11 protein-coding genes and 1 pseudogene are annotated in these 12618 nt (G+C 43.6%); 7 read left to right on the top strand and 5 right to left on the bottom strand.

The annotated features are described in order from the left end of the window. A pseudogene (locus CEX98_RS23105) lies at nt 1-203 on the top strand (transposase); the annotation flags it as partial. Nucleotides 204-500: 297 nt separating this feature from the next. Further along, on the top strand, nt 501-905 hold the full coding sequence (locus tag CEX98_RS13005; RefSeq protein ID WP_099642490.1) for a DUF1801 domain-containing protein: 405 nt from the start codon (nt 501-503) through the stop codon (nt 903-905). A 281-nt stretch (nt 906-1186) separates the two neighbouring features. On the opposite strand, the gene CEX98_RS13010 is transcribed toward CEX98_RS13005, so the two are convergent. The 3 genes from CEX98_RS13010 to CEX98_RS13020 form a co-directional block, all read right to left on the bottom strand. Beyond that, nucleotides 1187-1798, bottom strand: a complete 612-nt coding sequence (locus tag CEX98_RS13010) for a LysE family translocator (protein ID WP_099642491.1) — start codon at nt 1796-1798, stop codon at nt 1187-1189. Nucleotides 1799-2146: 348 nt separating this feature from the next. Continuing rightward, nucleotides 2147-5146: a TonB-dependent receptor gene (locus CEX98_RS13015; RefSeq protein ID WP_099642492.1), complete on the bottom strand. Its 3000-nt coding sequence runs from the start codon at nt 5144-5146 to the stop codon at nt 2147-2149. Between the two features lie 67 nt (nt 5147-5213). Continuing rightward, nucleotides 5214-7868: a glycoside hydrolase family 16 protein gene (locus CEX98_RS13020; protein WP_099642493.1), complete on the bottom strand. Its 2655-nt coding sequence runs from the start codon at nt 7866-7868 to the stop codon at nt 5214-5216. Nucleotides 7869-8227: 359 nt separating this feature from the next. Between CEX98_RS13020 and CEX98_RS13025 the strand changes: the two genes are divergently transcribed. From CEX98_RS13025 to CEX98_RS13040, 4 genes are all read left to right on the top strand, one after another. Next, on the top strand, nt 8228-8701 hold the full coding sequence (locus CEX98_RS13025) for a nuclear transport factor 2 family protein (RefSeq protein WP_099642494.1): 474 nt from the start codon (nt 8228-8230) through the stop codon (nt 8699-8701). Nucleotides 8702-8773: 72 nt separating this feature from the next. Beyond that, entirely contained in the window at nt 8774-9574 is an 801-nt protein-coding gene (locus CEX98_RS13030) for an AraC family transcriptional regulator (RefSeq protein WP_099642495.1), read from the top strand. A gap of 2 nt (nt 9575-9576) precedes the next feature. After that, nucleotides 9577-10260, top strand: coding sequence for an AzlC family ABC transporter permease (locus tag CEX98_RS13035; protein WP_099642496.1), 684 nt, complete (start codon nt 9577-9579; stop codon nt 10258-10260). Continuing rightward, a complete protein-coding gene (locus tag CEX98_RS13040; protein ID WP_099642497.1) occupies nt 10257-10556 on the top strand; it encodes an AzlD domain-containing protein in 300 nt (99 codons plus the stop codon). Before CEX98_RS13035 ends, CEX98_RS13040 begins: the two co-directional genes overlap by 4 nt. A 111-nt stretch (nt 10557-10667) precedes the next feature. Here the strand turns inward: CEX98_RS13040 and CEX98_RS13045 are convergent, their stop codons facing one another. Together CEX98_RS13045 and CEX98_RS13050 are read right to left on the bottom strand one after the other, a co-directional pair. Next, nucleotides 10668-11087 carry a DUF4920 domain-containing protein gene (locus tag CEX98_RS13045; RefSeq protein WP_099642498.1) on the bottom strand — a complete coding sequence of 140 codons (420 nt, stop codon included), beginning with the start codon at nt 11085-11087 and terminating at the stop codon, nt 10668-10670. 155 nt (nt 11088-11242) lie between these two features. After that, the gene (locus CEX98_RS13050; protein ID WP_099642499.1) at nt 11243-11917 is read right to left on the bottom strand and encodes a TorF family putative porin; all 675 of its coding nucleotides are present in this window, start codon (nt 11915-11917) and stop codon (nt 11243-11245) included. 122 nt (nt 11918-12039) lie between these two features. Here CEX98_RS13050 and azu point away from each other — a divergent pair, with 122 nt between their 5' ends. After that, nucleotides 12040-12495 (top strand): azurin, encoded by a 456-nt coding sequence (azu, locus tag CEX98_RS13055; RefSeq protein ID WP_099642500.1) that lies wholly within the window; start codon nt 12040-12042, stop codon nt 12493-12495. Nucleotides 12496-12618 lie beyond the last annotated feature (123 nt).

Consider the following 12618-nt stretch of genomic DNA (forward strand, 5'->3'; position numbering starts at 1 on the left):
ACAAGCCGGGGTATATTGACGATATGCAACCTATCCTTACTCGATTAAATATAGAACCCGAGAGCTGGTTCAAACTTACCACGCAGTTTTCACGAGTATTTCACGGCGCGGTGGGTCGGAAGCGCGCTATCACCGCTCATTATAAAACACTTAAAAAGCACCGACGTACTAACCTAACCAACTGCGAACGCTTGCTGGGTTAAAAAAGCGTGATCTCTAGTTTGATGATACGCCATCATATAAATCATAATAGTGTTTGCTTCGTACGGAGTAGCTACTTCACGTAGTATACGCCACTTGATTGGCTAAAGCTTTGCTGTTGCACTACTCAAACCTCTGATTAAAGTGTCTTTGCAGGTTTAAGCATTTGCATCGGCTGTGAAAGTAAACTACTGTGGGTGTCTTAGGTTCCTCTTAGGCTCCGCTTCTTAGGCTGCTTTTCCGCCCTACACGACTGTATTTTAAGAGTAAAAAGTTTGATTTAATAAGAGTGATTGATAATGACAAGTATTAGCGAACAAGTGATTGGTACTTATCCATACGCAGCTCAAGAAAAAATCAAATCACTTCGCAGCCTCGTTGAACAGGTCGCCACTGAACAAGGCTTTGGTGAAGTTAAAGAGGAGGTGAAGTGGGGTGAATTGAGCTTTACCGTTAAAACGGGTAGCCCTTTTCGCGTGGCATGGAAAGCCAAAAGTCCAGAAAGCTACAACCTCTACTTTCATTGCCAAACTAAGCTAGTTGATACATTTAAAGTACTGTTTGGCAAAGAATTACAGTTCGAGGGAAATCGGGCCATTGTACTGAAGTTAGAAGAACACATACCAACTAAGATACTCTACCGCTGTATTTCAATTGCGATGAACTACAAAAACCTGAAACATTTGCCCTTACTTGGTCAATAAAAGCCAAGCAATTTAAGCTCTTCTAAACTAAAAAAACGTCCACGACCACTCGTTTTTAGACAACAGAGAAACCACTTTCCCCTTTTTAAACCCTAGCGCCTCCTTGTCGAAATAACGATGAAATATGGTGGGTGTCTTTGCTAAAAACTTTCTTTGCTAAAAATTTGCTAAAAAGCTTGAAATACAGTGGGTGTCTTTACTAGAAAAATCTTTGCCATCGTTATTCACTTCAACCACTAATGAAGAAGAGTGAGCATACAAAGGGTTTTAAGCCACTTAAACTACTTACCAGCAGCAACTAAGCCAGCGCCAAAACCAAAAAACACACCACCACTCACTTTATTCATCATCGCCATGCTTTTCGCTGACGACAATTTAGCCTTAGCAAGTCCTGAAAACACGGCATATGAAATATGCACTACAAATACCAGCAGACTAAAGGAAAAAACCAGTAACATAAATTGTGGTAAAAACGCATTCTCCACATTGATAAATTGCGGAAAGATAGACAAAAAGAAGATAACTGCTTTAGGGTTAGTGATCGAAACAAAAAACCCTTCTAAAAAGCACTTTCTAATAGTACTTTCGGCAGTGGGCTGGCCTATTTTTTTTTCACCTTTAGTTCGCCACATTTTGTAACCCAAATAAAAAAGATACATAGCGCCGATAAATTTCACGGCTGTGAATGCCAGTACAGAGCTTGCTAAAATAATACCTAAACTTGATGCTGACACCGCGGCTACAATCATAATCCCAAGTGCAACACCGCAGATACCAGCTAAAGACTTGATAAAACCTCTTTGAATTGAGTTATTGATAGTAAGCATTACCGCAGGTCCGGGTAATAAAATCGTCGCCAAAGCAACCCCTAAAAACAAAAGATAATTATCCATAACATCAGCTCCATAAATACAAGTTTTACTCTCATTCTCTATATCATCACACTAAATCACGAATTCACAAAGTAGTATGCGGTGAGTCATACGAGTGACTTCATCATTCATTTCCAATTTTGAACATCGCACTGATACCAACGTGCTCAACTCAGCGGTCTATTTAGAAGCCATGTAATCTATGAGTAAATTCAATGTGGCAAAGCTCAGATCAGCGCCTTCAAGAACTATTAAGGGTTGCCCCAAATAAAGCTTGCCGTTCAATACAAAAAATCCCCGCCAAAAATATAGAGGGGATTTTTAACCTAACAACGCGAGTCAATTGAGCTGCTTTGACTAGATACTGGCTCAGTCACCCATGGTGTATCTAAATCCAACGGCGTATCTAGGGCCATATTGTGCTGCGTTTAAGAATTGGCTTTCGAAGCGGCTGAATGAACGCTCTGTTTCGTTGGTTAAGTTCACTCCCTCAAAGAAGACTGTCGTACTCTCATTTACTTCGTAATTCACGCTTACATCCCATTGCAAATATGCTTCTGCATATTGAGGTGGTGCGCTTGCTCCTGCGTCAGGTAGCCCTTGTGCAACCAAATACTGATCGCGCCAAGCCCCCGTTAACTTAACAGATAAACCATCTTTTTCGTAAAAGAGCTGCAAATTGGCCGAATCACTTAACCCAGCAAGCACCGCTTGTGAAGCTAACATATAGTTATCATATTCAACATCACCGTCGACCATGGTGGCATTTAAGCCAGCACCAAATCCTGAGTCGCCAAAGAGGTGTTGTATTGAAAACTCTATGCCATTCACTTTACGAGACCCAACGTTTTCTGGCGAGTTGATTGTCCATTCAATCAGCGGATCGCTAGCAGGATCTGGCAAAATTCGATTGTTTTCACCAATACCAATACCATTCGCAACGATCTCGTTGTAAATTGCAGCATCAGTTGCTTGTTCACCTCGCCCCTCAATCGCCGCAACGGCATCGTTCCAACGCTGGCCTAAGTAGACGTCATGTAATCCATCAAATGTAGTTTTTACTTGAGTGTTATCTATCCAGTTATCGACATCTTTCCAAAATAAACCGATTGCAGCATAACTGGCTTCGCTGTAGTAATACTCAAGGCTCACGTCAAAGTTTGTTGATTTAAACGGTTCGAGATTTGGGTTACCTCGACTACCACTTCTGGAATTTAACTTTGGTGACGGCGTCAGGCTAAGATTACCAAGCATATCATCCAGTGTCGGCCTTGTAATGGTTTGTCCCCAAGATACTCTTGATACTAAGTCATCAGTTAAATCAACTTTTATATCAATCATCGGGAGTAGCAAGTCGTACTCACCTTCATAATCTACTTCAACTAATTCACCACCGCTGGCAAACTCTGTTAACCATTCAGAACCACCAGCCCAATAGACTTGTTCCGCAACTCGGCTTTTGGCTGGACTAACTATGTCTGTTTCTTCATAGCGAAGGCCAAGGTTTACAAATACTTCGTAATCACTCAACTCAAATGCCCAGCTACTAGAAAGATAAACGCTAATAGTCTCTTCCTCTACCCTATTCACTGGGAAACCATCAAAAGTGCCGATCTCGTAAACATCACTACCAATAACATCTTCTGTTAAGTAAGCGCTTTGTCGTGCAAAGGCTTCATCAAGATCGAAGATATAAGTGTAGCCAGGTGCCACACCATTGCTTCCAAACGAGAACTCATCCAAAAAGTCGCCTAAATCAACTCTTTCAAACATGGCGTCAGGGAAAATCTCAGCAAAGGTGCCATTGTTAAACCCTGGCGCATTGGCATTATTTGAACCGCCCCACCCACTCAATGTTTGTTTAGTGTATGCAGCACCAAACTTCACCGTTTCTAGACCTATATCGGTGTAAGTAAACAGTTTACCATCCAGCTGTACCTGAGAAACTTCAGATTCCCCAGGGGTTCTGGTGAAGATACTAAAATTAGAGCCAATTTCACCGGGACTCACTTCTTGCGTACCGTTATCCCAGTTAACGTTAAACCCTGGTACATCACCGTCGCGGAAAAAGTATTCTTTTGTTGATATTGCGGCAGAGCCTAAGATCACTCGAGCATTGGCGTTTAGGCCGGAATCTTTGCCGTTATCAGTTGTTGTTTTTGAGGTATGAGCATCAAGCGTAAAGCTCAAATTATCGCTTGCCTGCCACGCAACATTGATACCGGTCGCTTTAGAATCAACCTCATTGGTTTCACGAAATGCCGTAAAAGAGGCATCATCACCTGCCGAGTTGTAGTAAATAGCAGTGCCATTTTCATCCAATTCATATGCATTACCATTACCACCAAATGAACCATTCCAAACTCCCCAAGAAAACGAGTTATTGCCCGTTACCGCATTAGAGATGGTGTGATCTAGCGTAAACGTTAGGTCATCAGTGGGAGCATACTGCAAGGTTAACTGCGCATTGAGGCGCTCCCGCTTAATATCATCCTTTGAAAAGCTAACTTCCTGAGGAAAAAAAGCAGCAGAGATATATTCACCATTTTCACCGGCAGTCGGATCAAAAAACTGTTTGGCAGTTTCACCATCCGCGCCAAGTGGGCGGTTGTCGATAATATTTTCTGCATCTACCGATAGGTTAGGGTTCACCAACCAAGAGCGAATATCAGCCGCTTGACGTTGAAAATCCCTACGATGGTATGAAAAATTTGCGCTGACACCCACCGTATCATTGGCAAACGAATTGCTATAAATCCCTGCAATTTCAGGTGTCACCTCATCCCCTTCCTCAACTGAAGAGTCGTGGATCCCCTTTGCCATAAAAGAGTATTTTTCACCGGGGTTTTGTAGTGGTTTAGCCGTTACGATATTCACTGTCGCACCAAGTCCACCGGTCGGCGCTTCTGCTCTTGCAGTTTTCATTATTTCAAGTGCACTGACACCTTCCGAGGACAAGTTCTCGAAGTTAAATGAACGTGTAAAACCAGTTCCTGCCATTTGGCGGCCATTTAACGTCACTAAGTTAAAATCTGGACCAAAACCACGTACGGTGATCTGACTGCCTTCACCATTTGAACGGCTAACCGATACCCCAGTGATCCGCTGTAGCGACTCTGCTAAGTTGGTATCAGGAAACTTACCCATTTCCTCAGCTGAAATAGCATCCATAACGCCTGTAGCGGAGCGCTTCAAATCTGTTGAACGGATTAAACTACCTCTAATCCCTTTTACCTCAATAACTTCCACTTTATCCGTTGCTTGTTGTTCTTGTTCTGCTTGCGCTATGCCGACTATACCCGCATTGGCTGCTATCGCTAATGACAGGTGAATAGCGAGTTTGCTTTTGTTGAATTGTTTAGTGTTCATGACTGACCTGCGATTCTATTCTTGCTGCAGGATCATCGAGCCAAAAGACCCGACGATCCTCACTTGCTTATTGACTGACGATTTCAACATTGTCTATGCGGTAAACGGCGCCTTCGCCCAATCCCCAACTCGGAAATACCATCAAGACATCAATTGCGCTGATGTCCAAACCGGCATCAAATAGTCTCTGAAGTGGGAAGGTGTAGGTTTGCCATTGACCAACTTGGGGTGCTTGCGCTTCACTACTTTCGTTCAGTAAAAGCTCAACTGCAGCACTGGCATCATTTGATTCAATTTTAAACAACCACTGAGCTTCTGAATTTGAGGGTGCTGAAGTGATTTTCATATCAAACTTTACAACACCAGACTCTAATAGTTGTGACGCATCGTAGTACACCTCGTCATCAGCTAAGAACCCCATTACCGTTGCAGTTTCACCAATCACAAACTGAGCAACTTTGCCATGAGAGGCATCTTCATCTGTCTCTATCGTTGGCGTGGAGCCTCCGCAGCAATCCCAGATCTGCCATTGTTCAGCTATCTCTTCTTTGAACAAACTAAAACCACTTGGCGATGAGTCACCTTCAGGGTGGAAGATTTTTGCGTTATCAACACGATACACAGCGCCATTACCAGAGCCCCATGCAGGGAAGATCATCACCACATCAATAGCACTAGGGTCCAATCCGGCTTGTGCGAGCGCTGCAATTGAAAAAGTATACGTTTGCCATTCACCAGCAACAGGCGCTGCGCCTTCCAATGAATCGGTCAATGGTAATTCAACGGCACTGGCAGCATCATCAGACTCTATTTTAAGTAACCAAGGGGCATCTGGTGTATTGGGTAAACTCATCACTTTCATTTCGAATTGCACCAGGCCTCCTTCTAAAATTGCCGTAGCGTCAAATGGTTTGCCGCCACCGCCAACATCAGTTCGACTAGAAAAGCCCATTACCGTCGGTGTTTCACCAATAGAGAACTCTGCAACAATACCATGCTCAGCGTCGTCAGAAACTTCTACAGGCGTCGAGCCTCCGCAACAGTCCCACAGTGGCCACTCCGCATTAATACCTTCTTCAAATAATGTCAGCGACGGTAGGCTAGTATCTTGGGCAATTTCTACCTTATCAACACGATACACAGCGCCATTACCAGAACCCCATGCTGGGAAGATCATCACCACATCAATGGCAGAAACATCTAGACCCTCATCAGCCAATTGCTGTAATGGAAAAGTATAAGTTTGCCACTCGCCTGCCACAGGTGGCTGTCCTTCAACGCTTGCAAATAAGTCTAGTTCAGCGGCAGTCGACGCGCCTTGACTTTCAACCTTGAACTTCCAAGGAGCGCTTGTGTCTGAGGGCATTTCAGTTACTTGCATATCAAATCGAATATAGCCCGCATCTAACATGCTGGTTGCATCAAATGGCGACGCCTTACCGTTTGGATCGGTAATAAATTCAGAGCGGCTAGTAAAACCATTAACGGTGGGTGTCTCGCCAACAATAAACTCTACCACGTTGCCGCGATTGTCATCAGCAACCAATGCTGGCGTCGAACCACCACAACAGTCCCATGCAGGCCAATTAACATTAAAATTATCATCAAAGATCGTTAGGTTTTTTGCCGTGCCTGAAGAAGGAGGCGAAGGAATAGGAGCTTCCCCTTCAACTAATGCATCCTCAAGGTCGTCATAACCTGGACGCACAGTTTCACAACCACGACCCGTTTGTGGGTCAGAGGCGCACTCGTATACACGCACATAGTCCACCACGAAGGCTTGACCATTAGTAAATGCGTTGCCGTCAATTCCTTTGTCATTAACGTTCTCAGGCCAATCTCCACCTACGGCTAAATTCAAAATTAGATGAAACTGTTGGTCGAATGGCGCGCTATCCCAATGCGTAACCAATTCACCTGAACCTTGTTCAAAATATTCAGCAAACCAGCCTCTATGTTTTAAGCCAATCGCTTCTTGCTTTGAGTTGTAACGAACTTCTGACTGACGTTGCGTCGCGTACAAGTGACCATCCATATACCAACGGATCTCTCCTTCTTGCCACTCAATAGCATAGGTATGAAAGTCATCCGCAGGGTTCACGCCGTCCGGTAGCGCATAGGCTTTACCAGAGTGCACATTGTTAGGCCAATCTCTACCGTAATGTAAAGTACCATGAATGTTAGACTCAATAGTGCCATCTTCGTTGGCAACTTTGAGGTTTACAGCCTCCATAATATCGATTTCGCCCGACTTCGGCCAACCACCATACACTTCATCTGTTGGCAACATCCAAAATGCCGGCCAACTACCTTGCCCGCTCGGTAACTTGGCCCGCATTTCGAATCGCCCGTACTTGAAGTCGGCTTTATATTTAGTGTTTAATCTGGCTGAAGTGTACGGCAGCTGGGCACCTTCAGGCGCTGGCATAGCAACAATGTTCAGCATACCATCGGCAATAAACGCATTTTGTTCACTGTCGGTGTAACACTGTTTTTCGTTGTTGCCACCCCCATTACAGTTCACTTCTCGTGTCCAGTTATTCGCGTCAATTGTCTCGCTATCAAACTCATCACTCCAAACGAGTGTCCAGTCTTCAACCGCAGAAGTGGTGTCTATGGATTTAACATCTGTTTTCGTTTCGGCGCTGCCGCCGCATCCTGCTATGAGCGCTACAGAAACCGCGCTGCACAACATGGTCAATTTTTTTGCTGCAATTTTCATCAGTTACCCCGATGCCAAGCTTTGTTGTCAAAAGGCTAATTACTATGAACTTTATTATTTGGCTATAGACTGAGCTTAGCAGGCTCAGCTCGAACACAGTAATAAATGTAAGCGCTTACAATTGAAGTTAAAAAAACACACGCAAAATGTAAGCGCTTTCACAAAAGTAAACTAAGTTAATTTATTCGTCAATAATAAATTGTCATGCGGTTACAATAATTTCGTAACAAGAGTATCTGTAAAGGGGGTTTACGACTGAGTTAGTCACTTTTTTGTAACCAAGAACAGCTGCTATGTGGCTTGACAAGAAACCTATATTCGCTGAAATTAACAATCACAACATCAAATGGATATTAAATATGAAATCCCTCACCGTGCTAACAATTGCTCTTTTGTTTACAGTTGGTTGTAATTCTACAACCACTCCTGACATTAATATTCAACGTTGTGAGGAAACACTACAAAACTACGTAAAGTACCGTGATGCACAATCAGCAGCCAATTATCGCGGCGTATTTACAGACAACGCTACCTTCACCATACCTGCACTAAAAATCCATTTAGTGAGTGCAGATGAGATCACGCAACGACAACAACAAGCGATAAAGCGCACAAAAAGTATGCATATGATGACCAGTATGGACATCCACCGAATAAAAGCAAACCAATACGGTGCAAAGAGCTATTTTATTCTTTATCAACAACCCGCCAATCAACCATACGCTCCTACCACCATTTTTAACGGCGTTTATGATGATGAGTTGGTGCTAAAAAATAGTGAGTGCCTGATCCAAAGTCGTCGAGTAAATGTGATAAAAAAAACGACCTGGTAGCCTTATTGTGCAATTTTGTACAAGACATTTTGAGTGAAGGCAGATACGCTTTTCATCAATGGGGAGAGAAATATGCAACACTCAAAGTTTAGTTTTCACCGTGAACTCGGTGGCCTAGAAGTATTACATAATATTGATAAACAAGAAGACTTTGGCCGGCACAGTCACAGTGGCTACACCCTTGCCTTAGTTGATTGTGGTGCCCAGCGTTTTTACCGCTCTGGTGGCGAACACTTCGCAAAACAGCAAAGTATTATTTTAATAAATGCCGAGCAGGTGCATGATTGTCGTAAAGCGTCCCAAGACACCTCCTCCTACCGCTCTTTGTACCCAACTCCAGAGCTTTTTAACCAGCTTTTGGGGGACGGCGGTGCTATGGCTCCCTTTTTTCAAGAAGCAGTCGTACACGACCCTGCACTTGCTCAATTGATGGATACCACTTTCGAGATACTAGATACCAAAACCAGTACACTGGCCAAGCAATCTCAGCTCGTAGCATTGCTGTCTTATTTGAGTCAAAAGCAAGGCAGAGTCACGTTAGAGTCAAAAACGCTATCTATAAAAGAGAGAATAACTAAAGCTCAGCACTTTTTACTTGATAATCTATTTGAAGACGTTTCGCTTGAAGCCTTGGCAAGCCATGTAGAAATGAGCCCTTTTTATTGTATTCGCGTATTTAAGTCTCAAACCGGCCTCACTCCACACGCATTTCAGATTCAGCATCGCCTTAACCACGCAAAGGCATTAATGCGCAAAGGTGAAAGTGTGACACATGCGGCGTTAACCGTGGGGTTTTATGATCAAAGCCACTTTAATCGTCATTTTAAAAAGAACATGGGGATCACGCCCAGTCAATACAGTAAGGCTTGCTAACCATGAAAGTTGCAGTATATAAGGGCTTTTGGGATATGTTGCCACTTAATTTAGCGGTGCTTCCGTGGGGGATATTATGTGGCTCTCTTGCAGTACAAAATGGCTTTACACCGTTGGAGGCCCAATTAATGTCTTTGCTTGTATTTGCAGGTTCCGCACAATTAGTGGCAATAGAACTTATCGCCAAAGATACCGCGTTCATTACCCTGCTCGCAACCACGTTTATTATTAGCGCACGGCATTTACTTTATGGTCTCGCTATCCGCAATAAAATGGTAGATAAACCGCTTAAGTGGCGAGGCCCGATTGCGTTTTTCCTAACTGATGAGTTGTTTGCTTTTTCTCATCACCATCGCGCTTATCAAGGCAAACTGAGATTGCTCTATGCACTTTTTGCGGGGGGAAGCTTTTATGTGGCCTGGAATCTATGGACTTTGATTGGCATTGTTGCTGGTCAGTTTTTACCTGACTTAACGAACCTAGGGTTAGATTTTGCCATTGCGGCAATCTTCATTGCACTAGTAGTGCCCAGTATAAACTCAATACCCATACTGTGTGCTTGTTTAACGTCTGCGGTGAGTATTTTGGTATTTAAACTGATGCATATTGAGTTTGGCTTGATCGCTTCAGCACTATTGGGCATGTCGGTTGGGTATGTATTACAAAGCAAAAAGGAGCGAACATGATCACGACAATCCTCGCCATGGCCTGCGTCACGTTTGGCACTCGCTACTTATTTTTGGCGAAACAACTGCCGTTTACCATTGGTCCAAAACTGCAACGGTTTTTAAGCTTTAGCGCCCCATGCGTGCTAACTGCTATCTGGGTACCCATTGTTTTTATTCAAGATAAGCAACTGGCATTAACGGCAACTAATCCTTACCTTGTGGCGGCAACTGTTGCTGTATTACTAGCATTTAAATTTAAAAACCTCTACGTTACCACTCTTGGCAGTCTCGTTATCTTTTATATGTTGTACTAGACCCGCTCGGCGTTTACAGCACCTAGCCAAGCTACAAATGATTCTCTTAAAATCAAGGCCACTGAACAACAGGCCCTAGACGTCACTAAATGCTAAATAACAGTGAGGTTATCAAGAAATTGTCACCGCTGTAGGGGCAAACCCCAGCCGCATCAAGGCGCCACAATCCCCGTCATTCGCTACGCTCACAAGTGGCGCTTGTGCCTTTGTCACAAAGCGCCCAGTCACATGGGCTTCACGTCCAACAGCTGCTGTCGGAAACACCATTAACCCTTCTTCCACTTCAATATTCACGTCCAACCCCTCAGCTACCTGTAATGTCATCCAGCAACCGAGCTTTCTACATACACCTGTTACCACGCCCTTCAGCGTGATTGCATTCGCGTAGTACTCATCCAAATTTGGTAATATATTCTGGCTATCAATGAGCTTCGACATATCAGCACCACCTGCAAACTCCAAAGGACTAGAAAAACTAAATCTTGAAAATATAGCCAAAGACAATGCTGTTAATTTTATCGTATCCTTCATACTCTCAGCTCCATAATGCTTCGCTGTTACACTAAACTGGTATGCCCAGCCACCGAATTATCTGCATAGCAATAACTCAAGTGATTTCAATTCCATCACCATATAAAAGTACAAATTGAAACTAAAATCAACACAAAAGTTAATAAAGAGTTAATTTACAAGTTAAAAGTCTTAGAGATCGATGCGATAAACGTGGAATCAGCATAGGATTCAATGTCGTTGCTTTCATAGCCCAACGAAAAGCTCCACGTGTCTATTGAGTATGTCCCCGTCAGGTGCCAATGGGTGTAATCGTCATCTCCCGACTCCCATTCAAACTTGTCGTCGTCAAAGCTCATGGAGTGGTCAACACCTAGCGTCACAGACCAGTGCTCAGTCAGTGGAATAACATGGGTAAGCATCACTATGCCATGCCCTGCTCCCGTGCCAAAATAATCCCAAGCATACCAAAAATCCAAATTGGTATGGCCGTAATTAAGTTTTGCATAGGCCTCTGCATAATTATAGTCAGAGCTAACATCATCGCCGTGATAGGTGTATTGAGAAACACCAATATCAAGTATTAGTTTGCTTGTTAAAGTAAATTTATAGCCGCCGTAGAGGTCTCCTTCTAGATCTGTACCATCACCAAATTCAACCTCCGAGACCCAACCTCCAGCATACCAACCGCTTTCGCCAAGCCAGTCTAGACTTATCTGAATTGCTTCATCTTCTTTGGTCTGACTTACGCCATTAAATAAATAGTCTGAGGCCAGTGTTACGGTAGACGAGGTAGCAGCATGTACTGTAACTGGGCTAATTATAAACGGCAGTAGCCAATACTTTTTCATCTTTGTTTTCACCCCTTAATGTGTGTCACTCCAAGCATAGACCAGTTTTATTGATCTAGACCCATTTACAATTACCAATGCAAAGATAATAATGGGAATGATTTTTATTTAAGGAGTAAATTATGAAAACCTCTCTCTCTGTCATTTTATTCACCCTCACTGCCAGTGTGTTATCAACAACAGCTTTCGCCGATGAATGTGCGCTAAGTATTGAAGCAAATGATATGATGCAATTTTCAAAGAAATCACTCAGTGCCCCCGCCAGCTGTAAGGAAATCTCGGTCACCTTGAAGCATAATGGTAAATTACCAGTCACCACAATGGGGCATAATTGGGTACTGAGCAAAGCCGCAGATGTGCAAGCCGTTGCCACCGATGGCATGTCTGCAGGTGCAAACAACAGCTATGTAAAACCGGGTGACAGCCGTGTATATGCCGCATCGAAAGTGATCGGAGGCGGGGAGCAAACAACAGTCACATTTTCAACGGCACAGATGAAAGCAGGTGAAGACTATCGATTTTTCTGCTCCTTTCCAGGTCATTTCGCCATTATGCAAGGCAGCTTTACACTTAACTAAAGGCACACTTGCAGAATAAACCCTCAGATATCCCCCCTGGTGGGAGCCGCTTTACGCGCCGATCTTGATGAAAAGCTCGCGGGGTAAACACGCTCCTACCACACAATTTTACCGCGGGATAAT

The organism is Pseudoalteromonas piscicida (assembly GCF_002744175.1).
In the GTDB taxonomy this organism is placed as follows: Bacteria; Pseudomonadota; Gammaproteobacteria; order Enterobacterales; family Alteromonadaceae; genus Pseudoalteromonas; species Pseudoalteromonas piscicida_B.

Excerpts from the sequence above, each read along its gene's own strand:
- CEX98_RS13005 (WP_099642490.1), top strand. The coding sequence starts at position 501 with ATGACAAGTATTAGCGAACAAGTGATTGGTACTTATCCATACGCAGCT.
- CEX98_RS13010 (WP_099642491.1), bottom strand. The coding sequence starts at position 1,798 with ATGGATAATTATCTTTTGTTTTTAGGGGTTGCTTTGGCGACGATTTTA.
- CEX98_RS13015 (WP_099642492.1), bottom strand. The coding sequence starts at position 5,146 with ATGAACACTAAACAATTCAACAAAAGCAAACTCGCTATTCACCTGTCA.
- CEX98_RS13020 (WP_099642493.1), bottom strand. The coding sequence starts at position 7,868 with ATGAAAATTGCAGCAAAAAAATTGACCATGTTGTGCAGCGCGGTTTCT.
- CEX98_RS13025 (WP_099642494.1), top strand. The coding sequence starts at position 8,228 with ATGAAATCCCTCACCGTGCTAACAATTGCTCTTTTGTTTACAGTTGGT.
- CEX98_RS13030 (WP_099642495.1), top strand. The coding sequence starts at position 8,774 with ATGCAACACTCAAAGTTTAGTTTTCACCGTGAACTCGGTGGCCTAGAA.
- CEX98_RS13035 (WP_099642496.1), top strand. The coding sequence starts at position 9,577 with ATGAAAGTTGCAGTATATAAGGGCTTTTGGGATATGTTGCCACTTAAT.
- CEX98_RS13040 (WP_099642497.1), top strand. The coding sequence starts at position 10,257 with ATGATCACGACAATCCTCGCCATGGCCTGCGTCACGTTTGGCACTCGC.
- CEX98_RS13045 (WP_099642498.1), bottom strand. The coding sequence starts at position 11,087 with ATGAAGGATACGATAAAATTAACAGCATTGTCTTTGGCTATATTTTCA.
- CEX98_RS13050 (WP_099642499.1), bottom strand. The coding sequence starts at position 11,917 with ATGAAAAAGTATTGGCTACTGCCGTTTATAATTAGCCCAGTTACAGTA.
- azu (WP_099642500.1), top strand. The coding sequence starts at position 12,040 with ATGAAAACCTCTCTCTCTGTCATTTTATTCACCCTCACTGCCAGTGTG.